This is a genomic window from Crossiella sp. NPDC003009 (assembly GCF_053591555.1).
This window is the reverse complement of record NZ_JBSFUA010000005.1, coordinates 17,102-41,027: the sequence shown is the minus strand read 5'-3', so window position 1 is coordinate 41,027 and position 23,926 is coordinate 17,102. Positions and strand designations below refer to the sequence as shown.

The 23,926-nt window shown below is 71.5% G+C and carries 24 protein-coding genes; 20 read left to right on the top strand and 4 right to left on the bottom strand.

From position 1 onward, the window contains the following. Window positions 1-22 precede the first annotated feature (22 nt). Entirely contained in the window at window positions 23-418 is a 396-nt protein-coding gene (locus ACWDY5_RS07795) for a hypothetical protein (protein WP_449721491.1), read from the bottom strand. A 40-nt stretch (window positions 419-458) separates the two neighbouring features. Between ACWDY5_RS07795 and ACWDY5_RS07790 the strand changes: the two genes are divergently transcribed. The 5 genes from ACWDY5_RS07790 (at window position 459) to ACWDY5_RS07770 (ending at window position 4,026) form a co-directional block, all read left to right on the top strand. After that, on the top strand, window positions 459-1,553 hold the full coding sequence (locus tag ACWDY5_RS07790; RefSeq protein WP_449721490.1) for a M24 family metallopeptidase: 1,095 nt from the start codon (window positions 459-461) through the stop codon (window positions 1,551-1,553). Window positions 1,554-1,594: 41 nt separating this feature from the next. After that, window positions 1,595-2,158 (top strand): elongation factor P, encoded by a 564-nt coding sequence (efp, locus tag ACWDY5_RS07785; protein ID WP_449721489.1) that lies wholly within the window; start codon window positions 1,595-1,597, stop codon window positions 2,156-2,158. Further along, window positions 2,158-2,583, top strand: coding sequence for a transcription antitermination factor NusB (gene nusB / locus ACWDY5_RS07780; RefSeq protein ID WP_252482722.1), 426 nt, complete (start codon window positions 2,158-2,160; stop codon window positions 2,581-2,583). Before efp ends, nusB begins: the two co-directional genes overlap by 1 nt. An 85-nt stretch (window positions 2,584-2,668) precedes the next feature. Then, window positions 2,669-3,421, top strand: a complete 753-nt coding sequence (locus tag ACWDY5_RS07775) for a hypothetical protein (RefSeq protein WP_449721488.1) — start codon at window positions 2,669-2,671, stop codon at window positions 3,419-3,421. Then, window positions 3,418-4,026: a hypothetical protein gene (locus ACWDY5_RS07770; RefSeq protein WP_449721487.1), complete on the top strand. Its 609-nt coding sequence runs from the start codon at window positions 3,418-3,420 to the stop codon at window positions 4,024-4,026. The genes ACWDY5_RS07775 and ACWDY5_RS07770 overlap by 4 nt, the downstream gene beginning before the upstream one ends. A gap of 46 nt (window positions 4,027-4,072) precedes the next feature. On the opposite strand, the gene bldD is transcribed toward ACWDY5_RS07770, so the two are convergent. After that, window positions 4,073-4,561, bottom strand: a complete 489-nt coding sequence (gene bldD / locus ACWDY5_RS07765) for a transcriptional regulator BldD (protein ID WP_016698573.1) — start codon at window positions 4,559-4,561, stop codon at window positions 4,073-4,075. 343 nt (window positions 4,562-4,904) lie between these two features. Here bldD and ACWDY5_RS07760 point away from each other — a divergent pair, with 343 nt between their 5' ends. From ACWDY5_RS07760 to ACWDY5_RS07695, 14 genes are all read left to right on the top strand, one after another. Further along, the gene (locus tag ACWDY5_RS07760) at window positions 4,905-6,395 is read left to right on the top strand and encodes an alkaline phosphatase family protein (protein ID WP_449721486.1); all 1,491 of its coding nucleotides are present in this window, start codon (window positions 4,905-4,907) and stop codon (window positions 6,393-6,395) included. Between the two features lie 109 nt (window positions 6,396-6,504). Continuing rightward, window positions 6,505-7,107: a bifunctional pyr operon transcriptional regulator/uracil phosphoribosyltransferase PyrR gene (gene pyrR / locus ACWDY5_RS07755; RefSeq protein WP_308202842.1), complete on the top strand. Its 603-nt coding sequence runs from the start codon at window positions 6,505-6,507 to the stop codon at window positions 7,105-7,107. Next, complete coding sequence (locus ACWDY5_RS07750) at window positions 7,104-8,036, top strand: aspartate carbamoyltransferase catalytic subunit (RefSeq protein WP_449721485.1); 933 nt, start codon at window positions 7,104-7,106, stop codon at window positions 8,034-8,036. The genes pyrR and ACWDY5_RS07750 overlap by 4 nt, the downstream gene beginning before the upstream one ends. Next, window positions 8,033-9,322: a dihydroorotase gene (locus ACWDY5_RS07745; RefSeq protein ID WP_449721484.1), complete on the top strand. Its 1,290-nt coding sequence runs from the start codon at window positions 8,033-8,035 to the stop codon at window positions 9,320-9,322. Before ACWDY5_RS07750 ends, ACWDY5_RS07745 begins: the two co-directional genes overlap by 4 nt. Continuing rightward, window positions 9,322-9,825, top strand: coding sequence for a PH-like domain-containing protein (locus ACWDY5_RS07740; protein WP_449721483.1), 504 nt, complete (start codon window positions 9,322-9,324; stop codon window positions 9,823-9,825). The genes ACWDY5_RS07745 and ACWDY5_RS07740 overlap by 1 nt, the downstream gene beginning before the upstream one ends. Then, entirely contained in the window at window positions 9,822-10,952 is a 1,131-nt protein-coding gene (gene carA / locus ACWDY5_RS07735) for a glutamine-hydrolyzing carbamoyl-phosphate synthase small subunit (protein WP_449721482.1), read from the top strand. Before ACWDY5_RS07740 ends, carA begins: the two co-directional genes overlap by 4 nt. After that, window positions 10,952-14,254, top strand: a complete 3,303-nt coding sequence (carB, locus tag ACWDY5_RS07730) for a carbamoyl-phosphate synthase large subunit (RefSeq protein ID WP_449721481.1) — start codon at window positions 10,952-10,954, stop codon at window positions 14,252-14,254. The genes carA and carB overlap by 1 nt, the downstream gene beginning before the upstream one ends. After that, the gene (gene pyrF, locus ACWDY5_RS07725) at window positions 14,251-15,087 is read left to right on the top strand and encodes an orotidine-5'-phosphate decarboxylase (protein WP_449721480.1); all 837 of its coding nucleotides are present in this window, start codon (window positions 14,251-14,253) and stop codon (window positions 15,085-15,087) included. The genes carB and pyrF overlap by 4 nt, the downstream gene beginning before the upstream one ends. 344 nt (window positions 15,088-15,431) lie before the next feature. After that, a complete protein-coding gene (gene mihF / locus ACWDY5_RS07720) occupies window positions 15,432-15,749 on the top strand; it encodes an integration host factor, actinobacterial type (RefSeq protein ID WP_252482708.1) in 318 nt (105 codons plus the stop codon). Beyond that, window positions 15,746-16,360, top strand: coding sequence for a guanylate kinase (gmk, locus tag ACWDY5_RS07715; RefSeq protein ID WP_449721479.1), 615 nt, complete (start codon window positions 15,746-15,748; stop codon window positions 16,358-16,360). Before mihF ends, gmk begins: the two co-directional genes overlap by 4 nt. Further along, entirely contained in the window at window positions 16,357-16,644 is a 288-nt protein-coding gene (gene rpoZ, locus ACWDY5_RS07710) for a DNA-directed RNA polymerase subunit omega (protein ID WP_449721478.1), read from the top strand. Before gmk ends, rpoZ begins: the two co-directional genes overlap by 4 nt. Continuing rightward, window positions 16,641-17,891: a bifunctional phosphopantothenoylcysteine decarboxylase/phosphopantothenate--cysteine ligase CoaBC gene (coaBC, locus tag ACWDY5_RS07705; protein ID WP_283660091.1), complete on the top strand. Its 1,251-nt coding sequence runs from the start codon at window positions 16,641-16,643 to the stop codon at window positions 17,889-17,891. Before rpoZ ends, coaBC begins: the two co-directional genes overlap by 4 nt. Before the next feature lie 64 nt (window positions 17,892-17,955). Then, the gene (gene metK, locus ACWDY5_RS07700) at window positions 17,956-19,152 is read left to right on the top strand and encodes a methionine adenosyltransferase (RefSeq protein ID WP_449721477.1); all 1,197 of its coding nucleotides are present in this window, start codon (window positions 17,956-17,958) and stop codon (window positions 19,150-19,152) included. Window positions 19,153-19,277: 125 nt separating this feature from the next. Then, the gene (locus ACWDY5_RS07695; RefSeq protein ID WP_449721476.1) at window positions 19,278-21,284 is read left to right on the top strand and encodes a primosomal protein N'; all 2,007 of its coding nucleotides are present in this window, start codon (window positions 19,278-19,280) and stop codon (window positions 21,282-21,284) included. Window positions 21,285-21,288: 4 nt separating this feature from the next. Here the strand turns inward: ACWDY5_RS07695 and ACWDY5_RS07690 are convergent, their stop codons facing one another. Continuing rightward, window positions 21,289-22,647 (bottom strand): hypothetical protein, encoded by a 1,359-nt coding sequence (locus ACWDY5_RS07690; protein WP_449721475.1) that lies wholly within the window; start codon window positions 22,645-22,647, stop codon window positions 21,289-21,291. Then, complete coding sequence (locus ACWDY5_RS07685) at window positions 22,647-23,243, bottom strand: RNA polymerase sigma factor (RefSeq protein ID WP_449721474.1); 597 nt, start codon at window positions 23,241-23,243, stop codon at window positions 22,647-22,649. The genes ACWDY5_RS07690 and ACWDY5_RS07685 overlap by 1 nt, the downstream gene beginning before the upstream one ends. Before the next feature lie 127 nt (window positions 23,244-23,370). On the opposite strand from ACWDY5_RS07685, the gene def reads away from it, so the two are divergent. Next, window positions 23,371-23,925, top strand: a complete 555-nt coding sequence (gene def, locus ACWDY5_RS07680; RefSeq protein WP_449721473.1) for a peptide deformylase — start codon at window positions 23,371-23,373, stop codon at window positions 23,923-23,925. The last annotated feature ends 1 nt before the right edge of the window (window position 23,926 follow it).

Sequence of the window (23,926 nt, the reverse complement as noted above, 5' to 3'; positions counted from 1 at the left end):
GGAGCCGGCCCAGCCGGCTGGGTCAGGTCGCTGGATGGCTGGGGCGGCGGCCCAGGAGGGTGCCCAGCAGGGCTGGGGCCGCGATGAGCAGGGCGGTGAAGGCCGCGCCGCCGGTCATCGCCGTGCCCAGGGACTCCAGGCCGGTGGCGTCCAGCAGGGTGGACTGGGCCAGGACGCCCAGCAAGCCTGCGATGGGGCCGGCGAGCAGGCCGGTGTAGAACCAGGTCATCGCGCAGGCGGGGCGGCGGCGGCCGTCGACCGTGCCCCAGGCCAGGGTCAGGGCCACCAGGAAACCCAGGGTGAGGGTTTGGGCGAGGGTGGTGGCCGGGGGGTTGTGGATGCGGATGGCGGCGATCGCGGTCTGCCCGGCGGCGTGCAGCAGCGCCAGCACCAGTGCCCGCCACACCCAGGTCCGCATGAGGGCGCACAGTATCGCGCGGGCACCGTAGGCTCCACTCATGCCCGAGTCGCACGCCCGTCGCCGTGCCGCGCTGCGCACTGAACTGCGCGCCCGGCAGCTGGACGCCATGCTGGTCACCAACCTGCTCAACGTCCGCTACCTCACCGGCTTCACCGGCTCCAACGCCGCCTTGATCGTCGCCGCGGCCGACGACCCCGCCGACGAGCGCGGCAGCCTGTTCTGCACCGACGGGCGCTACCTCACCCAGTCCGCGGCCCAGGTCCCCGATCTGGAACGGCGCATCGACCGGCCCTGTGACGTGGCGCTGCTCACCGCGTTCGAGGCCGGGCGGGTCGGGTTCGAGAGCCACCACGTCACCGTGGACGGCTACGACACCCTCGCCGCCGCGGCCGAGAAGATCGAGCTGGCCAGGGCGCCCAAGCTGGTGGAGAAGCTGCGGCTGGTCAAGGACGAGGACGAGGTCGACGCGCTGCGGATGGCCTGTGCGGCCGCCGACCGAGCCCTGGCCGACCTGATCTCCCACGGCGGGCTCCGGCCCGGCCGCACCGAGAAGGAGGTCGGGCGGGAGCTGGAGGACCGGATGGTCGAACACGGCGCGGCCGGACCCTCCTTCGAGACCATCGTGGCCGCCGGGGCCAACTCCGCGGTCCCGCACCACCGGCCGACCGACACCGTGCTGGCAGCCGGTGACCTGGTCAAGCTCGACTTCGGCGCGCGGGTCGGCGGCTACCACTCCGACATGACCCGCACCCTCGTCCTCGGCCGCGCCGCCGACTGGCAGCGGGAGCTCTACGAGCTGGTCGCGGCCGCGCAGGCGGCCGGGCGGGCCGCACTGGCCCCCGGCGTGGAGGTCACCGCGGTGGACGCCGCCGCGCGCGAGGTCATCGAGGCCGCCGGGCACGGCGAACGGTTCCTGCACGGCCTCGGCCACGGCGTCGGACTCGAGATCCACGAGGCTCCGAGCCTGTCCAAGCTGGGCGTAGGTACACTGGCCGCCGGCATGGCGGTCACCGTCGAACCTGGCGTGTACCTGTCCGGTCGGGGCGGCGTCCGCATCGAGGACACGCTCGTGGTGCGCGAGGGCGCGCCCGAGCTGCTCACCCTGACCACTAAGGATCTTGTGGTCGTCTAGCCGCACGAACCTCGTTCACGACAACAGGAGATCCCACCACCGTGGCCACGACCAACGACCTCAAAAACGGGCTGGTTCTGAAGATCGAAAACCAGCTCTGGACGGTCGTCGAGTTCCAGCACGTCAAGCCGGGCAAGGGCCCCGCGTTCGTGCGGACCAAGCTCAAGCACGTGCTTTCCGGCAAGGTGGTGGACAAGACCTTCAACGCGGGCGTGAAGGTCGACACCGCCACCGTCGACCGTCGCGAGATGACCTACCTCTACCGCGAGGGCACCGAGTTCGTGTTCATGGACCTGGACACCTACGACCAGATCCCGGTCAGCGAAGCCGTCGTCGGCGACGCCGCGAAGTACCTGCTGGAGAACTCCAACGCGATGGTCGCCTCGCACGAGGGCGCCCCGCTGTACGTGGAGCTCTCGGCCTCGGTCGAGCTGATCATCCAGCACACCGACCCCGGCCTGCAGGGCGACCGCTCCACCGGCGGCACCAAGCCGGCCACCCTGGAGACTGGCGCGGAGATCCAGGTCCCGCTGTTCGTCTCCACCGGAGAGAAGGTCAAGGTGGACACCAGGGACGGGCGCTACCTCGGACGCGTCAACTCCTGATGGGCGCCAGGAGCAAAGCCCGCAAGCGCGCGGTGGACGTCCTGTTCGAGGCCGACCAGCGCGGCCTCGACCCGGTCACGCTGCTCTCCGGCCGGGTCGGCTCGCCGGACGTGCCGCCGGTCAACGACTACACCGTCACCCTGGTGGAAGGTGTCACCAGCCACCGTGACCGCATCGACGAGCTGATCATCGAGCACTCCGAGGGCTGGAGCCTGTCCCGGATGCCCGCGGTCGACCGGGCAGTGCTGCGACTGGGCCTGTTCGAGCTGCTGTGGGCCACCGACGTGCCCGACGCGGTCGCCATCGACGAGGCGATCGAACTGGCCAAGGCGCTCTCCACCGACGACTCCCCGCGGTTCGTCAACGGCGTGCTCGGCCGGATCGCCGGCATCGCCGACCACCTGCGCGCCGCCAACAACGGCTGAGGCGGTACCAGAGCCAACCCGTCACAGGGGCGTCCCGGACCGGGGCGCCCCTGCGGCGCGTCCGACCTCAGGGGGACAGGCGGCGATGGACTTCTCCCGGCCACTCGGGCCAGGACTGCTCGCCCGGCAGCACTGCCGGCCCGGCGAGCGGCTGCTGTGGGCCACCCGCGGCCAGGTCTTCTACTACGACGTCGACGGCCTCGACCCGCTCGGCCAGCCGCGCAAGAACGCCCTGGTCCGAGGCGTCGGCGCGGTCGGCAGGGGCGTGGGCGGGTTCGTGCTCACCGGGATCGGCGAGGTGCTGCTCGGCGGCGGCAACGACAGCAGCAGCGACAAGCCACCGGAAGCCGACCACCTGATCTTCGGGCCCCGGCCCGGCTGCCTGGCCGAAGCCACCGTCGCGCGGCTCGGCGTGGCGCCCGGGAAGAGGGTGGGCAGGCTGTGGATGCTGACCAGCACCCGGCTCGCCGTGCTCGGCCCCCGCCCCGCACCCGAGCCGCCGCCGGAACCCGAGCCCGCGCCGCAGACCCGCTCGCTGCTCGGCAAGGCCACCGGCTTGGGCAAGGGACTGCTCGACGTCGGCCGGGACATCGCCAAGATCGTCGCCGACACTCGCCGCAGCTACGGGGCACACGTGGAAGGCGAACCGGTGCCCGTGCCCGACCTCGTCCCGCTCGCCGAGATCCCCCGCCAGCGCATCGCCGCGGTGCACGCGGTGGACCGCAAACGCGAACCCTGCCTGCGGGTGTCCCTTGTGGACGGTTCCGGCGTCGACTTCCGGCTGGCCGACCCCGAGCTCGCCGCCCGCGTCGTCGAGCTGACGAACGGGACGCGATGACCAAGCCACTGGACCCCGAGGACAAGATCGTCGAAGCGGAGCTCACCCAGTTCTGGATCCAGCGGGGGGAGCGGCTGCTGCTCGGCTGCCCACCGGTGCGCGGCTACGTCTGCGCCTGGCTCGCCGGGCAGACCCGCCTGCCGCACGAACCGATCTCCGCGATGCCCGAACTGGACCTCGGCCGCCACCGCTGGCCACTGCCCGCAAAGATCACCGCCACCAGCCCCGCGCCCGCCGAGGACTGGGCCGAGGACCCCACCGTCGGCTACTGGGCCGCCGCCACCGACCCGGCCGCCGACGCCATCCGGCTGGCCGACCACCTCGCGCACAGCCGCGGCGAAGCCCGCCTGGTCCTCACCGACCAGCGGGTCGCGATCGTCTACCCGACCAAGCTGTTCCAGCCCAAGAACCCGGCGACGGTGTTCACCACCGGCCTGGAACTGCCCGCGGGGCGGATCGCCGGGGTGCGCGCGCCGTTCGTCGGCAGGGGAGTGCCGATGCCGAGGGTCCTCGAGATCACCTTCGCCGAGGGCTCGGTACTCCAGCTACGTCTGCCACAGGCCGCGGCGCGGGTCCAGCGTGCACTGGCGCGCGGGGCGGCCTGAGGCGGTGACGGGGTGGGTGGTTCCACGACAACCACCCACCAGCCGTTCAGTCCTCCTTGGCCGGACGGGCCTCGGGGGGCAGCACGCCCCAGTCGATGAGCTGCTCGGTGAGCTCACCGGGGGACATGTCGTAGATGATCGCCAGCGAACGCAGGTCCTCGGTCCGGATGGAGAGGACCTTGCCGTTGTAGTCCCCGCGCTGGCTCTGGATGGTCGCGGCGTAGCGGGCCAGCGGACCGACCTTCTCCGCTGGTAGCTGCTGCAATCGCTCCAGGTTGATCACGATCTTGGTGGCCGGTTCGGCGCCCGAGGGGACGCGGCCCTCCGGCAGCAGCTCCGCCACCGGGACGCCGTAGAAGTCGGCCAGCTCTGCCAGTTTCTGCACCGTGACGGCACGGTCCCCGCGCTCGTAGGAGCCGACGACAACGGCCTTCCAGCGACCGCCCGACTTCTGCTCCACGCCATGCAGGGACAGGCCCTGCTGCTGGCGGATCGCGCGGAGCTTGGCACCCAGCGCCTTGGCGTAGTCGCCCATGTGGCGGTTCTCCGTTCGTTCGCCCCGTCAGCCGGTACCACTTACCGCGGGGAAAGCTCAGATCAATACGGAGAGTAATGGTTACTCGTCGAAGTCACCAGGTCAAGCTGATCTCGTTGCGGCATGCGGGCGAGCGGGGCGCAACCACCCGGATGGTTGACCCTTCGCACGTCATCGCCCCAGTTGAGCGGGCAGTAACCGGCTCTGTGTCAGCCCGTGAGCAAGTTGGTGACGGGGTGTCGTTCACCCTGCGGTCATTCGGGTGATGTCCGGTCTTCGCTAGTTGGCTCCTCGTAGACGGCAATCTTCCATAACACGTCTAGACCACTTCGAAGGAGGATGCATGCGGCTACCACTGCGTAGCTCAGCGGGGGCGATTGCTGCGGCGATCGGGCTACTGCTCACCGCGATTTCACCTGTCGCGGCCGCGGCGCCGGCGCCGAAGGTGCTGGTCATCGGCATTGACGGGCTGCTGGTGTCCAAGATCGCCGAGGCCAAGGCGCCGACCCTGCAGGGCCTGCAGCGCACCGGCACCGACGCGCGCAGCCTGCTCTACGCCGGCCCGATGGCCGCCACCTCCTCCGGCCCCGGCTGGTCCACCATCCTCACCGGCGCCTGGCCCGACCAGCACGGCGTGAAGGAGAACAGCTTCACCGGCAACCGCCTGGCCGAGCACCCGGACTGGCTCAGCCGGGTGGAGGCCGCCGACCCGAGCAGGGACACCTGGGCGGCGATGGACTGGAAGCCGATCGGCGACCGGATCATCGGGAACAAGCTGGACACCAAGATCGTCCTCGACGGCGACCGGGACGGCTACGTCCAGCACGACGCCACCATCGTCGAGCGCGCCGAGGCGCACCTGCGCGAGGACAAGGCGGACGCGAGCTTCGTCTACCTCGGGCAGCAGGACATCGTCGGGCACAACAAGGGCGCGGCCAGCCCCGAGTACCTCGCCGAGATCGCCAAGGTGGACGGCTACGTCAAGCGGCTGCTCGACGCCGTCGCCGCCCGCGCCGGCCGGTCGGCGGAGAGGTGGCTGGTCATGATCACCACCGATCATGGCCACACCCCCGGCGGCGGTCACGGCGGGCCCAGCCTGGACGAGCGGTCCACCTTCGTCCTGGCCACCGGGGACGGCGTGCCCGCGGCCAAGCCCACCACCACCCGCCTGGTCGACGCCGCGCACACCGCGCTCACCCACCTCGGCGTGGCACCCGACGCCAAGCTGGCCGGGCGCTCGCTGTTCGCGCCGGTGACCGACGCCTTCGAGGGCGCTCGGCTCACGCCCGCGCAGACGGAGCAGATCCCGGCCTCGGTGCTCGGCTGGACCCAGGAGCTGCCCGGCGGCTGGAGTGTGGACAACGCCGCCATGCCGGCCGGGGGCGTGCCGGAGTGGCGGGGCTGGACGCTGACCTCCGACGCGTTCTGGTCGCTGACCCAGGGCGGGCAGAACCGGGAGACCTTCGTCCGCGGCCGCGGCGTGATCGCCGTCGCCGACTCCGACGAGTGGGCCGACACCGACGACGCCACCGGCAAGAAGTTCGACTCCACCCTCTGGGCCCCCGCCGACACCGGCGCCGGCAGCAAGCTGAAGGTGGACCTGACCCACTACTACCGGCAGGAAGGCGGCCAGCTCGCGCAGCTTCTTCTGCAGGTCGACGGCGGCACGCCGGTCGAAGTGCGGAAATGGACCGCCGACACCACCGGTGGGCGCGAATCCGTGACCGTTCAACTACCCAGTGGCGCGAAAACCGCCCGAATCGGGCTCCGGCTCAGTGGCGTGAACAACTGGTACTGGGCGGTAGACGAGGTTTCTGTCACTCGGCAGCCCTGAAACCACAGATGGGGACCGGTGGTGCTTCGCCGGTCCCCGTCTTGTTTGTTACCGTGCGGACACATCCTTTAAGGACCCGTCCCGTGAGGCGGAGAAGGAGGTCTCCCTCGTGCCACGCCCGCAGCGGGGTGGCGCGGCGGACCCGGCCGGAGAGCGCGAGCTGCTCTCGGTCGGCGATGTCGCGCGCACCATCGCCAGGATGGCCCACCAGGTCATCGAGAAGACCGCGCTGGACGCGGCGGGCAGCGCGCCCGTGGCGCTGCTCGGCATCCACACCCGCGGCGCCCCACTGGCCCGCAGGCTGGCCGAGCGGATCGCCGACTTCAGCGGCGTCGAGGTCGAGCTGGGCTCCCTGGACGTCACCCTCTACCGCGACGACCTGCGCCGCCGCCCCAACCGGCCCCTGGAGCGCACCCGGCTGCCGGAGAGCGGCATCGACGACCACCTGGTGATCCTGGTCGACGACGTGCTCTTCTCCGGCCGCACCATCCGCGCCGCCCTGGACGCGCTGCGTGACCACGGCCGCCCCAGCGCCGTGCAGCTGGCCGTGCTGGTCGACCGCGGCCACCGCGAACTGCCCATCCGCGCCGACTACGTCGGCAAGAACGTGCCGACCTCCCGCACCGAGGAGGTGGCCGTGCTGCTGTCCGAAGTGGACGGCCACGACGCGGTCGTGCTGCGCCGGAGCGAAGAAGGAGACAACCAGCGGTGAAGCACCTGCTCTCCACCGCGACGCTGGACGCGAGCTCGGCGACCACGCTGCTCGACACCGCCGCGGAACTCAAGACCACCCTGCTCGGCCGACAGGTGCGCAAGCTGCCCACCTTGCGCGGGCGCACCGTGATCACCCTGTTCTACGAGAACTCCACCCGCACCAGGGTCTCCTTCGAGGTCGCCGGGAAGTGGATGAGCGCCGACGTGGTCAACGTCTCGGCCAGCGCCTCCTCGGTGAACAAGGGCGAGTCCCTGCGCGACACCGCGCTCACCCTCTCCGCCATCGGCGCGGACTGCGTGATCGTCCGCCATCCCGCCTCCGGCGCCGCGCACCGGCTGGCCGGCTGGCTGGCCGGCACCGGCACCGTGGTGATCAACGCCGGGGACGGCATGCACGAGCACCCCACCCAGGCCCTGCTGGACGCGGCCACCCTGCGCGAACGCCTCGGCGAGCTGGCGGGCAGGCGGATCGGCATCGTCGGCGACCTGCTGCACAGCCGGGTGGCCCGCTCCAACGTGCACCTGCTGCGCACCCTCGGCGCCGAGGTGGTGCTCATCGCCCCGCCCACGCTGGTGCCTGCCGGCATCGAGCAGTGGGGGGTGCCGGTCTGCTACGACCTGGACGCCGAACTGCCCGCGCTGGACGCGGTGATGCTGCTGCGCGTGCAGGCCGAGCGGATGCACGGCGGGTTCTTCCCCTCCGCCAAGGAGTACTCGATCGCCTACGGCCTCAACGAGGCCAGGCTGCGGATGCTGCCCGAGCACGCGGTCGTGCTGCATCCCGGCCCGATGCTGCGCGGCATGGAGATCGCCTCCGCGGTCGCCGACTCGCCACGCGCGGCCATCACCGACCAGGTCAGCAACGGAGTGCACATGAGGATGGCGGTTCTGTACCACCTGCTGGCCGGAGAGGAGGCGGTCGCGTGAGCACCCTGATCAAGGGCGCCAAGCTCTACGGCGACGGCGAGCCGGTGGACGTGCTCGTCCGCGACGGCGTGATCGCCGGCATCGGCGCCGGCCTCGCGGCCGGGGACGCCGAGGTCATCGAGGCCGGGGGAGCGGTGCTGCTGCCCGGGTTCGTCGACCTGCACGTGCACCTGCGCGAACCCGGCCGCGAGGACACCGAGACCATCGCCACCGGCTCGGCCGCCGCCGCGCTCGGCGGCTACACCGCGGTCTTCGCCATGGCCAACACCGACCCGGTCGCCGACAACGCGCTCATCGTCGAGCACGTGCATGCCGAGGGGCAGCGGGTCGGCCTGGTCGACGTGCACCCGGTCGGCGCGGTCACCGTCGGCCTGGCCGGGACCAAGCTCGCCGAGCTGGGCACCATGGCCAAGTCCAAGGCGAACGTGCGGATGTTCAGCGACGACGGGCACTGCGTGCACGACCCGCTGATCATGCGCAGGGCACTGGAGTACAGCAAGGCCCTGGACGCGGTGATCGCCCAGCATGCCGAGGAGCCCAGGCTCACCGTCGGCGCGCAGGCCCACGAAGGGGAGAACGCGGCCCGGCTCGGCCTCCAGGGCTGGCCCGCCGCGGCCGAAGAGTCCATTGTGGCCCGTGACTGCCTGCTCGCCCAGCACGCCGGGGCGCGCCTGCACATCTGCCACGTCTCCACCGCGGGGACCGTGGACGTGCTGCGCTGGGCCAAGGACCGCGGCACCCAGGTCTCGGCCGAGGTCACCCCGCACCACCTGCTGCTCACCGATGAGCGGCTGGAGACCTTCGACCCGGTCAACAAGGTCAACCCGCCACTGCGCGCGGCCAGTGACGCGCAAGCGCTGCGCGCCGCGCTGGCCGAGGGCGTGGTGGACTGCGTGGCCACCGACCACGCCCCGCACGCGGTGCAGGACAAGGACTGCGAGTGGGCCGCGGCCCGCCCCGGCATGCTCGGCCTGCAGACCGCGCTCTCCGTGGTGGCCCGGACCATGGTGGAGACCGGCCTGCTGGACTGGCGCGGCGTGGCCCGGGTGATGAGCGAGCGCCCGGCCGCCATCGCCGGACTGCCCGACCAGGGCCGTCCCCTGGCCGAGGGCGAACCCGCCAACCTGGTGCTCGTCGACCCGGACGCCCGCTGGAGCGTGCGCGGCAAGGAGTTCGCCTCCCTCGCCGACAACACCCCCTTCGAGGGCATGGAACTGCCCGCCAAGGTGGTGCTGACCATGCTGCGCGGCAAGGTCACCGCCGCCGACGGGAAGGTGCGCGCCTGATGCGCCTGCTGCTCACCCTAGCCGTGCTCGCGCTGATCCTGCTCTGCGCCTACGGCATGCTGCACGGCTGGCGCAAGCGCTCCCGCAGCCAGGCCGCCGAACTGCCCCCGTTCCCCGCCCCGCCCGCAGGACTGTCCACAGTGGATCCGGTGCTGTCACCGGAGACCGGCGTGTACGTGGGCACCACCGCGGCGGAGAACTGGGTGGACCGGATCACCGCCGGCGACCTCGGCCACCGCGCCGAGGCCACCGCGACCCTGTACCCGCAAGGACTTCTGCTCGACCGCACCGGCGCCAGTCCACTGTGGATCGACACCGGCGCCGTCCGCGCGGCCCGCACCGCGCGCGGGCTGGCCGGCAAGGTGGTCGGCCGCAACGGGCTGCTGGTGGTCACCTGGCAACACGGCGACCACCTGCTGGACACCGGTTTCCGTGGCGATGACAAGACCGGCTACGCCGACTGGGTCACCGCCCTCACTCCTCAAGGGAAGGCTGCTCGATGAGTTCGCGAAACGCCGCCGTGCTCGTGCTGGAAGACGGCAGAACCTTCCGCGGCGAGGCCTACGGCGCCACCGGCACCTCGCTCGGCGAGGTCGTCTTCTCCACCGGCATGACCGGCTACCAGGAGACCCTGACCGACCCCTCCTACCACCGGCAGATCGTGGTGCAGACCGCCCCGCAGATCGGCAACACCGGCTGGAACGACGAGGACGACGAGTCCAGCCGGATCTGGGTGGCCGGCTACGTCGTACGCGACCCCGCCCGCACCCCGTCGAACTGGCGGGCCACCCGCTCCCTGGACGAGGAGCTGGTGCAGCAGGAGATCGTCGGCATCGCCGGGGTGGACACCCGCACCCTGACCAGGCACATCCGCGAGCGCGGCGCCATGCGCGCCGGGATCTTCTCCGGCGCCGGCCTGGCCGGGGCCGAGGAGCTGCTCCAGCGGGTCCGCCAGGCCCCGGAGATGAAGGGGGCCAACCTCGCCGGGGAGGTCACCACCGAGCAGACCTACGTGGTGCCCGCGATCGGGGAGAAGAAGTACACCGTGGCCGCGCTGGACCTGGGCATCAAGGCCAACACGCCGCGGATGATGTCCGCCCGTGGCATCGAGGTGCACGTGCTGCCGGTCGGCTCCGGCATCCAGGACATCCTCGCGCTCAACCCCGACGGGGTGTTCCTGTCCAACGGGCCCGGCGACCCGGCCACCGCCGACCACGCCGTCGCGGTCACCCGCGAGGTGCTCGGCCGGAAGCTGCCGCTGTTCGGCATCTGCTTCGGCAACCAGATCCTCGGCCGCGCGCTGGGCCGCGGCACCTACAAGATGCGCTACGGGCACCGGGGCATCAACATCCCGGTCATCGACGTGGCCACCGGCAAGGTCGCGATCACCGCGCAGAACCACGGCTTCGCCGTGCAGGGCTCGCCCGGCGAGCGCTTCGACTCCGAGTTCGGCGCCGCGATGATCAGCCACTACTGCCCCAACGACGACACCGTGGAAGGCCTGCGCGCACTCGACGTGCCCGCCTTCAGCGTGCAGTACCACCCCGAGGCCGCGGCCGGTCCGCACGACGCCGCGCCCCTCTTCGACGAGTTCGTGAGCCTGATGGCGAACAAGGACGGGAAGAACTGATGCCGAAACGCACCGACATCAAGCACGTCCTGGTGATCGGGTCCGGCCCGATCGTGATCGGCCAGGCCTGCGAGTTCGACTACTCCGGCACCCAGGCGTGCCGGGTGCTGCGGGAGGAGGGCCTGCGCGTCTCGCTGGTCAACTCCAACCCGGCCACCATCATGACCGACCCGGAGTTCGCCGACGCCACCTACGTCGAGCCGATCACCCCGGAGTTCGTGGAGAAGGTCATCGCCAAGGAGCGCCCGGACGCCATCCTGGCCACCCTGGGCGGGCAGACCGCGCTCAACACCGCGATCGCCCTGCACGAGCGCGGCACCCTGGAGAAGTTCAGCGTCGAGCTGATCGGCGCCGACATCGAGGCCATCCAGCGTGGTGAGGACCGGCAGAAGTTCAAGGACATCGTCGCCTCCATCGGCGGTGAGACCCCGCGCAGCCGGGTCTGCCACACCATGGAGGAGGTCCGCGCCACCGTCGCCGAGGTCGGCCTGCCGGTGGTCATCCGCCCCTCCTTCACCATGGGCGGCCTGGGCTCCGGCATGGCCTACACCGACGAGGAGCTGGAGCGGCTGGCCGCCACCGGCCTCGCGGAGAGCCCGGTCACCGAGGTGCTCATCGAGGAGAGCGTGCTCGGCTGGAAGGAGTACGAGCTCGAGCTCATGCGCGACCACCGGGACAACGTGGTGGTCATCTGCTCCATCGAGAACATCGACCCGATGGGCGTGCACACCGGCGACTCGGTCACCGTGGCCCCCGCGATGACCCTGACCGACCGCGAGTACCAGCACATGCGCGATGTCGGCATCGACGTGCTGCGCGCGGTCGGGGTGGACACCGGCGGCTGCAACATCCAGTTCGCCATCCACCCGCAGACCGGCCGCATGGTCGTCATCGAGATGAACCCGCGGGTCTCCCGGTCGAGTGCGCTGGCCTCCAAGGCCACCGGCTTCCCGATCGCCAAGATCGCCGCCAAGCTGGCCATCGGCTACACCCTGGACGAGATCCGCAACGACATCACCCAGGAGACCCCGGCCTCCTTCGAGCCGACCCTGGACTACGTGGTGGTCAAGGTCCCGCGCTTCGCCTTCGAGAAGTTCCCCGGCGCGGACCCCACACTGACCACCACCATGAAGAGCGTCGGCGAGGCCATGTCCATCGGCCGCAACTTCACCGAGGCCCTCGGCAAGGCGCTGCGCTCCATGGAGACCAAGGCCGCCGGGTTCTGGACCAGGCCCGACCCCGAGGACGCCACCCTGGAGTCCGTGCTGGCCAAGCTGGAACGCGGCCACGACGGGCGGCTGTACACCGTGGACCTGGCGCTGCGCCTGGGCGCCACCGTCGAGCAGGTGCACGAGGCCTCCGGCATCGACCCCTGGTTCATCGACCAGATCCTGTCCCTGGTGGAGCTGCGCGCCGAGGTGCTGGCCGCGCCGGTGCTCGACGAGCAGCTGCTGCGCCGGGCCAAGCGGGCCGGTTTGTCCGACCGGCAGATCGCGGTGCTGCGCGACGAGCTGGCCGGTGAGGACGGGGTGCGCACCCTGCGGCACCGGCTCGGCGTGCGCCCGGTGTACAAGACGGTGGACACCTGCGCCGCGGAGTTCGCGGCCAAGACCCCGTACCACTACTCCGCCTACGAGCTCGACCCCGACGCCGAGTGCGAGGTCACCGCGCAGCCGGACAAGCCCAAGGTGCTCATCCTCGGCTCCGGGCCCAACCGGATCGGCCAGGGCATCGAGTTCGACTACTCCTGCGTGCACGCCGCGCTCGCCCTGCGCGAGGCCGGGTACGAGACGGTGATGGTCAACTGCAACCCGGAGACCGTCTCCACCGACTACGACACCTCCGACCGGCTCTACTTCGAGCCGCTCACCTTCGAGGACGTGCTGGAGGTGGTGCACTCCGAGCAGCGCTCCGGCACCGTGGCCGGCGTCATCGTGCAGCTGGGCGGGCAGACCCCGCTGGGCCTGGCGCAGCGGCTCACCGACGCCGGCGTGCCCGTGGTGGGCACCCCGGCCGGGGCGATCCACCTGGCCGAGGACCGCGGCTCCTTCGGCGACGTGCTGGTCGGCGCGGGCCTGCCCGCGCCCAAGTACGGCACCGCCACCTCCTTCGCCGGGGCCAAGAAGATCGCCGACGAGATCGGCTACCCGGTGCTGGTGCGCCCCTCCTACGTGCTCGGCGGGCGCGGTATGGAGATCGTCTACGACGAGCAGTCCCTGGCCGGCTACATCGCCCGCGCCACCGAGGTCAGCCCCGAGCACCCGGTGCTGGTGGACCGCTTCCTCGACGACGCCATCGAGATCGACGTGGACGCCCTCTGCGACGGCCAGGAGGTCTTCCTGGGCGGGGTGATGGAGCACATCGAGGAGGCCGGCATCCACTCCGGCGACTCCGCCTGCGCGCTGCCGCCGATCACCCTGGGCCGCACCGACATCGAGGCGGTCCGCCGCTCCACCGAGGCCATCGCCCGCGGCATCGGCGTGCGCGGCCTGCTCAACGTGCAGTACGCGCTCAAGGACGACGTGCTCTACGTGCTGGAGGCCAACCCGCGCGCCTCCCGCACCGTGCCCTTCGTCTCCAAGGCCACCGCGGTCCCGCTGGCCAAGGCGGCCGCGCGGGTGATGCTCGGGGCCAAGATCTCCGAGCTGCGCACCGAGGGCATGCTCCCGGCCACCGGCGACGGCGCCGAGCTGCCGGCCAACGCGCCGGTGGCGGTCAAGGAGGCGGTGCTGCCCTTCCACCGCTTCCGCACCCCCGAGGGCAAGGGCGTGGACTCGCTGCTCGGGCCGGAGATGAAGTCCACCGGCGAGGTGATGGGCATCGACGTCTCCTTCGGCAAGGCCTTCGCCAAGTCCCAGGCCGCCGCCTACGGCTCGCTGCCCACCAGCGGCAAGGTCTTCGTCTCGGTGGCCAACCGGGACAAGCGGGCCATGGTCTTCCCGATCAAGCGGCTGGCCGACCTCGGGTTCGAAATCCTTGCCACCGAGGGCACCGCCGAGGTCCTCCGGCGCAACGGGATCCCGTGCACCGTGGTAAGGAAGCACTTCGAGGGTCAGGGCGACATCGTCGAGCTGATCAACGACGGCGCGGTGGACATGGTCATCAACACCCCCTACGGCAACTCCGGGCCGCGCATCGACGGCTACGAGATCCGCACCGCCGCGGTGGCCAAGGACATCCCGTGCATCACCACCGTGCAGGGCGCCGCCGCCGCCGTGCACGGCATCGAAGCCCTGATCAGGGGCGATATCGAGGTCCGGCCGCTGCAGGCGCTGCAGGCCGCCCTCAAGGACGCCCGGTGACCGCCGCCTTCGGCGCTCGCCTGCACGCAGCGGTCTCCGCCAGGGGACCGCTGTGCGCGGGCATCGACCCGCACCCCGGCCTGCTCGCCGCCTGGGGCCTGGACGCCGACGCGGCCGGCCTGGAGCGCTTCGCGCTGACCGCGGTGGAGGCCCTGGCCGGGGAGGTGGCCGTGCTCAAGCCGCAGGCCGCCTTCTTCGAGGCCTACGGCTCCCGGGGCGTGGCGGTACTCGAACGGGTGATTGCGGAGGGCAGGGCGGCGGGCGCCCTGGTGCTCGTGGACGCCAAACGGGGTGATATCGGGTCCACCATGGCCGCCTATGCCGCCGCATATCTGACCGAAGGTTCACCTTTGGCCGGGGACGCGGTGACACTTTCGCCGTATTTGGGATTCGGTTCTCTGGACCCGGCCGTGCGCGCCGCGCAGGAAAACGGCAGGGGAATTTTCGTGCTGGCGCTCACATCGAACCCGGAGGCGCGCACCGTCCAGTCCGCGCGCACCGAGCACGGCAAAACGATCTCACAGTCCATTGTGGACGCGGCGGCGGAGGTCAACTCCGGCGCCGCCCCGCTGGGTGCGATCGGCGTGGTCATCGGGGCCACCGTCGGCCGTCACGGACTGGAGTTGTCGCAGCTCAACGGCCCTATCCTGGCTCCTGGCTACGGGGCGCAGGGGGCCGGTCCGGCCGAGCTGAAATCGGTCTTCGGGGACGCCCTGCCGCTGGTCCTGCCGAGTAGTTCGCGAGACATCCTGCGGCACGGTCCGGACGTCGCAGCACTTCGCGGGGCTGCTCGCAAAACTCTCGAAGACGTGGCCGCGCTGTCCTCCGTGTGACCTACAAGATCGAGGCGACCGACCGCGGCGGGTGGCGTCAACAGGGTCTGAGCTGGTAGTAGTTGCGGCCGGTGCCAGATACGGCCGACGAGAACGGCGTCCCGAACTGGGTTCGAAACCAGGCCGGAACCGGAAATTTCGAAGGACGACATCGAACCAAGTCCGTCGCGAGAACGACGACCCGGCGCACGGGATTCAGCCCTCAGGCTGATTTCCGGCGGAGGACGGGACTACTCCAGCGCTAGCTTGCGCCAGAGAATCCGGACCCGCGTTGTGCCGAGTCGGAAGCCCTCGGTACGGTCGCGGCACCTTTCCAGAGGACACCCCACATACGGAGGAATAACGTGGCCCTTCCCCAGCTGACCGAGGAGCAGCGGGCCGCAGCGTTGGAGAAGGCGGCTGCGGCTCGTCGTGCCCGCGCGGAGCTCAAAGAGCGCCTCAAGCGCGGCGGCACCACTCTCAAGGACGTGCTCGCGGCCGCGGAGACCGATGAGGTCCTGGGCAAGATGAAGGTCTCGGCCCTTCTTGAGGCCCTTCCCGGCGTTGGCAAGGTTCGCGCCGCTCAGATCATGGAGCGGTTGGAGATCGCGGCGAGCCGTCGTCTTCGCGGACTCGGTGAGCGGCAGCGCAAGGCGCTGCTGACCGAGTTCAGCGGCGAGTGACTGACTCAACCACGAGGGGCCGGCTGGTAGTACTGGCCGGCCCCTCGGGCGTCGGTAAGAGCAGCGTGGTCGGGCGGCTGCGCAAGATCATGCCCGACCTGTGGTTCAGCGTGTCCGCCACCACCAGGGCCCCGCGCCCCGGTGAGGTGGACGGGCGGGACTACCACTTCGTCAGCCCCGCCGAGTTCGATCGCATGATCGAGGCGGGGGAGCTGCTGGAGTGGGCGGAGATCCACCGGGGCACCCACCGTTCGGGCACCCCGAAAGGACCGATCGAGCAGCGTCTCGACCAGGGACTTCCCATCCTGGTCGAGGTCGACCTCCAGGGCGCGCGGGCCATCCGGCAGGCCGCCCCCGAGGCCGTCCAGGTCTTCCTGGCGCCGCCGAGCTGGGAGGTGCTGGTCGGCCGCCTGGTCGGTCGCGGCACCGAACCGGAGCAGGTCGTGCGCCGCCGCCTGGACACCGCCCGGGAGGAACTGGCGGCCAAGGCCGAGTTCGACGTGGTGATCGTCAACCACGACGTGCAACGCGCCGCCGAGGACTTGGTAACCTTGTTGACCGGCACTGATACTCATCCGGTGCGCAACACGACCGCAGGAGCATGCGAGTGAGCATCCCCACTGAGCTGGGTGTGCTGGCCGACCCGGCCAGCACCCCGCTGGGCATCACCAACCCGCCGATCGACGACCTGCTCGAGAAGGTCACCTCGAAGTACGCGCTGGTGATCTACGCCGCGAAGCGGGCCCGTCAGATCAACGACTACTACGCGCAGCTCGGCGAGGGCCTGCTGGAGTACGTCGGACCGCTGGTGGAGCCGGGCGCGCGGGAGAAGCCGCTGTCCATCGCCATGCGCGAGATCCACGCCGGTGTGCTCGAACACACCGAAGGCGAGTGAGTTCCACCCCAGCAGAGCACCGGCCGCGGGTCGTGCTCGGCGTGGGCGGCGGGATCGCCGCCTACAAGGCCTGCGAGGTCCTGCGCAGGCTGACCGAGTCCGGCCACGCGGTGCGCGTGGTGCCGACCGAGGCGGCTCTCCGCTTCGTCGGCGCCGCCACTTTTGAAGCGCTCTCCGGCCAGCCGGTGGCCACCGGCGTGTTCAGCGACGTGCCTGAGGTCCCGCACGTGCGCATCGGGCAGAGCGCCGACCTGGTCGTCATCGCCCCCGCCACCGCCGACCTGATGGCCAAGGCCGCCGCGGGCATGGCCGACGACCTGCTCACCGGCACGCTGCTCACCGCGCGCTGCCCGGTGCTGATGGTCCCGGCCATGCACACCGAGATGTGGGAGCACCCGGCCACCCAGGCCAACGTGGCCACCCTGCGCTCCCGGGGCGTGATCGTCGCCGAACCCGCCGCCGGGCGGCTGACCGGCAAGGACACCGGCAAAGGCCGCCTGCCCGAGCCGAGTGAGATCGTCGCGCTGGCCACCCTGCTGCTGGAGCGCCCCGACGCGCTGCCCCGCGACCTCACCGGCGTGCGGGTGGCCATCTCCGCCGGCGGCACCCGCGAGCCCCTCGACCCGGTGCGGTACCTGACCAACCGGTCCTCCGGCAAACAGGGCTACGCGCTGGCCAGGGTCGCCGCCCAGCGCGGCGCACAGGTGACCCTGGTCTCCACCGTCACCGGCGGCGCGCTCAGCGACCCCGCCGGCGTGACCATGGTCTCCGCGAGCACCGCCGAGCAGCTGCGCGCGGCCATGCTCGAGGCCGCCGAACAGGCAGACGTGGTGGTCATGGCCGCCGCCGTCGCCGACTTCCGACCGGCAGAGTTCGTGGATCACAAAATTAAGAAAACCGAAGGTTCCGAGCCACACCCGCTTGAACTCCGGCGAAACCCTGACATCCTGGTGGAGCTGGTCAAGGGACGACGCCCGGGGCAACTGGTCGTCGGGTTCGCCGCGGAGACTGGAGATCCAGGCGGCGATGTGCTGGACCACGCACGAGCGAAGCTCGCCCGCAAGGGTTGCGACCTGCTGGTCGTCAACGCGGTGGGCGACGGCAAGGCCTTCGAGGTCGAGCACAACCAGGGATGGCTGCTCACGGCAGACGGCGCAGAGGCGCCCATCCCACAGGGCTCGAAAGCCCGGTTCGCGTCCACAGTGTGGGACGCGATCGCGCGGCTTTCCGGCTCTGCCCGCCTGTGAGCCATGCTCTAGGCACCCCCACTAAGCTACTTAGCCATACCTAACTTGTCTCCAGGGGAGAACCGTGAGCCAGAACAGCCGTCTGTTCACCAGTGAGTCCGTGACCGAGGGGCACCCGGACAAGATCTGCGACGCCATCAGCGACTCGATCCTCGACGGGCTGCTGTCCAAGGACCCGCGCAGCCGGGTCGCGGTGGAGACGCTGATCACCACTGGCCAGGTGCACGTCGCGGGCGAGGTGACCACCGAGGCCTACGCCGACATCCCGACCATCGTGCGGGAGAAGATCCTGGAGATCGGCTACGACTCCTCGGCCAAGGGCTTCGACGGCCACTCCTGCGGCGTGAACGTCGCCATCGGCTCGCAGTCCCCCGACATCGCGCAGGGTGTGGACACCGCGCACGAGTCCAGGGTCGAGGGCGCCGAGGACGAGATCGACAAGCAGGGCGCGGGCGACCAGGGCCTGATGTTCGGCTACGCCAGCACCGACACCCCGGAGCTGATGCCGCTGCCGATCGCGCTGGCGCACCGCCTGTCCCGCCGCCTGACCAAGGTCCGCAAGGACGGCGTGCTGCCCTACCTGCGCCCCGACGGCAAGACCCAGGTCACCATCGAGTACGCCGGTGACCGCCCGGTCCGCCTGGACACCGTGGTCGTCTCCTCCCAGCACGCCGCCGACATCGACCTGGAGCAGATGCTCGCCGTCGACATCCGCGAGCAGGTCGTGCTGCCCGAGCTGGCCGGCCTGGACCTCGACACCAGCGACGTCCGCCTCCTGGTCAACCCCACCGGCCGCTTCGTCATCGGCGGCCCCATGGGCGACGCCGGCCTGACCGGCCGCAAGATCATCGTCGACACCTACGGCGGCATGGCCCGCCACGGCGGCGGCGCCTTCTCCGGCAAGGACCCGTCGAAGGTCGACCGCAGCGCCGCCTACGCCATGCGCTGGGTCGCCAAGAACGTCGTCGCGGCCGGCCTGGCCACCCGCGCCGAGGTCCAGGTCGCCTACGCCATCGGCAAGGCCGCCCCGGTGGGCCTGTTCGTGGAGACCTTCGGCACCGAGACCGTGGACCCGGAGAAGATCCAGCAGGCCATCACCGAGGTCTTCGACCTCCGCCCGGCCGCGATCATCCGCGACCTGGACCTGCTGCGCCCGATCTACGCGCCGACCGCCGCGTACGGCCACTTCGGCCGGACCGACATCGACCTGCCGTGGGAGAACACCGACCGCGCCGACGCCCTCAAGGGCCTGCTGGTCTGAGCTTGACCTGACAACGGCCGAGCCTGCCCACCCGGGTGCGCTCGGCCGTTGCCGTGTCCGGGTGCCAACACCCGGGTGGGCTGGCCTGTCACCGAGAACTTTCGGTGGCGTGATAGACCAGGTAGGTGGCCAAACCAGGCGCGTACCGACGTGGGGAACAGCAGCCCGCCGCCATCGAACCGGTGGCGCGGATCTGCGTGGACGTCCCGCTGGCGCACCTGGACCGGCCCTTCGACTACCTGGTGCCGGACAAGTACGCCGAGGACGCGGTGCCCGGGTGCCGGGTGCGGGTGCGCTTCGCCGGGCAGTTGGTGGACGGGTACCTGCTGGAGCGGGTCGCCGAGTCCGGGCACCAGGGCAAGCTCGCCTACCTGGACCGGGTGCTCTCCGCCGAACCCGTGCTCTCCCCGGAGATCCTCTCGCTGGCCCGCGCGGTGGCCGACCGGTACGCCGGCACCCTGATCGACGTGCTGCGGCTGGCCATCCCGCCCCGGCACGCCAAGGCCGAGGCCGCCCCGCCGCGCGAGCCCGCGCCGCTGCCCGAGCCGCCTGACCCGGCCGGGTGGGCACGCTATCCCCGGGGTGGGGCGTTCCTGGAGGCATTGCGGGGGAACCGGCCCGCGCACGCGGTGTGGCAGGCGCTGCCGGGGGAGGACTGGCCCGCGCGGCTGGCCGAGGCGGCGGCGCAGGTGGCCGCGGCTGGGCGGGGGGCGGTGCTGGTGGTGCCCGACCACCGGGACCTCGCTCGGGTGCACGCGGCCTGTGTGCGGGTGCTGGGGGAGGCCGGGGTGGTGGCGCTGGCCGCCGAGCTCGGGCCGGCCGAGCGGTACAAGCGGTGGCTGGCGGTGCGGCGCGGGGCGGTCAAGGTCGTGGTGGGCACCAGGGCGGCGGCGTTCGCGCCGGTGGCCGACCCCGGGTTGCTGGTGGTCTGGGACGACGGCGACGACCTGCACGCCGACCAGCGCTCGCCCTACCCGCACACCCGCGATGTGCTGATGCTGCGCGCCCATGCCACCGGGGCGGCGCTGCTGGTCGCCGGGTTCGCCAGGACCGCGGAGGCCGCGCTGCTGGTGCGCACCGGGTGGGCGCACGAGATCGTCGCCGCCCGCGAGCAGCTGCGCGCCGCCGCGCCCAGGGTCACCTCCATCGGCGAGGACGACCGCCAAGAGGCCCGGGACGCCGCCGCCAGGGCCGCGCGGCTGCCCTCGGTGGCCTTCGAGGCCGCCCGCGGCGCGCTGGCCGCCGGTGCGCCGGTGCTGGTGCAGGTGCCCCGGCGCGGCTACGTGCCCGCGCTGGCCTGCGGCGGCTGCCGGGCCCCTGCTCGCTGTCGTCGCTGTTCAGGGCCGTTGGCGCTGCCCGCGGGGGGCGGGGATGTGCCGCGGCCGGCCGCCTGCCGGTGGTGCGGGGCGACCGAGGCCGGGTTCTCCTGCCCGGCCTGCGGCTCGCGGCGGCTGCGGTTCGTGGTGGTCGGCGCGAAACGCACCGCCGAAGAGCTCGGCCGGGCCTTCCCCGGGGTCCCGGTGCGCACCTCCGGGGCGGAGGAGGTGCTCGCCGAGGTTCCGGCCAAGCCCGCGCTGGTGGTGGCCACCCCCGGCGCGGAACCCTACGTCGAAGGCGGCTACGGGGCCGCGCTGCTGCTGGACGGCTGGGCCATGCTGGCCAGGGCCGACCTGCGCGCCACCGAGGAGGCGCTGCGCCGCTGGCTCACCGCCGCCGCGCTGGTCCGCGGCTCCGCCGACGGCGGCCGGGTGGTGGTCATCGCCGACTCCAGCCTGCCCGTGGTGCAGGCACTGGTCCGCTGGGACCCGGTCTGGCACGCCGAGACCGAGCTGGACGCGCGCACCGAGCTCAGCTTCCCGCCCGCGGTGCGCATCGCCACCGTGGACGGCACCCCGGCCGCGGTCAACGACTTCCTCGACGGCCTGGCCCTGCCGCCCAGCGCGCAGATCCTCGGCCCGGTGCCGCTGGAGACCCGCGGCCAGGAGGAGGAACGCGAACGCGCGCTCATCCGCGCCCCGCGCACCGACGGCAGGGCGCTCTCGGCCGCCCTGCACGACGCGGTCGCCGCCCGCACCGCGCGAAAAGAGCCGGACCTGGTCCGGGTCCGGCTCGATCCACTCGAACTGCTCTGAGTCGCTACTCCGGGTACAGCTGCCCCGAGCCCAGCACCTTGCCCGTCGCGTCCTTGGCCACGTAGGTGACCCTGGGGATGTCCAGCTGCGCCGAGGTCAGCGGCGCGCCGGTCACCTGGGCGGTGAAGGTGCCGTTCTTGAGCGTGACCCGCAGCGGGGTGCCGTTGGGCAGGGCCAGGCTCAGCTCCGCCACCCGCTCCGAGACCTCCCCGGTGAAACCGGCGTGCACGGCATCCGTCCCGTCCTGGGCGAGCGGCTTGTCCGACTCGACGGTGAGCTGACCGGAGTAGCCGACGAACTCGTTGAGCGGTGGCCGCACATCGTCGAAGGCTCGGTTGAGGCCCAGCCGGTAGTCCCCGGAGCGCTGGTTCCAGGCACAGGTCGCCATCTGGTTCTTGTACCGGGCCACCACCGCCCACTGCTTCTTGCCCGTTGGGCTCTGGTACTCGGTGTAGGCGCCGGGAACCAGCAGCTCCGCGCCGACCAGCGGGGTGAAGTGCCTGGTCCGCTCGTTCGTGATGCACTCGGCCAGCTTCCTCCCGGCCACCGAGGTGCGCTCGGCGGGCGGCAGCGGCCGGTCCAGCACGGTGACCAGCGGTCCCTGCGGGTCCGGGTACTGCACGTCGTCGAACCTGTACTGCTCCCCGGCCTTCTGCGTGCCCACGTGCACCTTCGCGCCCCTGGGCAGCTGCCGCGGCTCGCCGACCCGCACCCCGTAGAACACGTCGTAGGGCTCCAGGGCGGCCACCTCGCCGCCACGCGCGGACTGGTCAACGCCGACGATGGTCTTACCGACCCCGTCGCGCACGTTCACCGCCGAACCGCCGTTGGGAGTGAGCATCATCAGCCGGATCGGCGTGGGGTCATCCGGGGCCAGCGGTGTCTGCGGCTCGGACAGCCACACCGTGGTCTCGCTGAGCTCGCAGGCCGCGACGCGCTGGCCGAGCCGCAGCCCGACCTGCTGCACCTGGCCCCAGTTCATCTGCCGCCCGCCCATCCACTCCTCGCGGCGGCTGGGGTAGCGGTCGGCCTGCGGGCTGGCTATCGCCGCCCGCCAGCAGCGGTCCACCAGGCTCCGGTCCGCCATGCCCTGGTTCCAGCTCTGGTACCCCTCGGTCGGGTTCGGCGAGGTGGTGGTCTCCTTCGGGTCGTTGGCGGAGTGGTCGTCCTGCACCGACTGCACCACCACGGCCGCACCCACCGCGACCACCAGGATCGCCGCCGCCGCGGCCACGAACCGGCGGCCCCTGCCCTCCGGCTCGAACTGCGGGTCGTCCATCCGCATCCGCACCGTGGCGCGCATCCGGTCCTTGATGTCCTCCGGCAGCTCCCGCCGCGGAGGCAGCTCGAACTTGTCGTCCATCACAGCTCCTCCTCCAGCAGGCCACGCAGCCGGCTGCGGGCACGGGATATCCGGGAACGCACACTCACCTCGGCCACCCCGAGGGCCTCGGCGGCCTCGGCGATGGACAGCTCGCCGAGCAGGCACAGCTGCACGGCCTCACGTTCGGCCCTGGGCAGCTCACCCACCGCCGCCAGGACCTTGCGTAGTCGCCGGTCGCCGTCGACTTGGTCGACCACGTCCTCGGCGTGGTCGCGCACCACGTGCAGGTGCGGCATCCGGGACAGCGCCCGCCGGAACCGACCGGCCCGGCGGAACTCGGTGCGGGCCAGGTTGCCGGCCACCGTGTACAGCCAGGGCAGCGCGGACTCGCGGACCAGGGTGAGCTCAGCCCGCTTGCGCCAGGCGGTCAGAAAGGTGCTGGAGGTCAGGTCCTCGGCCGCGGACCAGGACCCGGTCAGCCGGTAGGCGTGGTTCCACACCGCCTCGGCGTGCCGCTCGAACAGCTCACCGAAGGCGTTGCGGTCATCCGCCGCCGCCCGCTGCCACAGGACCCGATCGTCATCGCGTCCGTCAGCTCGCGGAACCGGCTCAGGCTGGCCGGCAGGTTGGGCCAAGACCATCGCACCCCAGTTCTGTCTCACGAACGCCGTCACATGGGTAAGTGACCGCTCGGCGTCCAACGTTGCGGATTATTTTCAACCTCTAGACTCGACCAGTCCGAACCGCCCTGAAGGGAGCCGTGTGACAGTCCAGCCGATCAGGCTATTCGGGGACCCGGTGCTGCGGACCCCCGCCACCGAGGTCGTCGACTTCGATGCCGAGCTGCGCCACCTGGTCAAGGACCTCTGGGACACCATGGAGGGCCAGGGCGGGGCCGGGCTCGCCGCGCCGCAGATCGGGGTCGGGCTACGCGTGTTCACCTACCACTGCGACGGCTTCGCCGGACACCTGATCAACCCGACCTTCGACGTGGTCGGCGAGGACGAGCAGGACGGCCCCGAGGGCTGCCTGTCCATCCCCGGCCTGCGCTGGGACTGCCGCCGCCACCTGCACGTGGTCGCCAAGGGCTGGAACATGCACGGCGAGCCCGTCGAGGTCGAGGGCTCCAACCTGCTGGCCCGCTGCATCCAGCACGAGACCGACCACCTGGACGGGGTGCTGTTCGTGGACCGGCTGGACGCCGAGACCCGCAAGCTCGCGCTCAAGCAGATCCGCGAGTCCGGCTGGTTCGGCCAGGAAACCGCCGCCCCGGTGATCAAGCAGAGCCCGCACCCGCTCTTCGGCGGGGGTCGCTGAC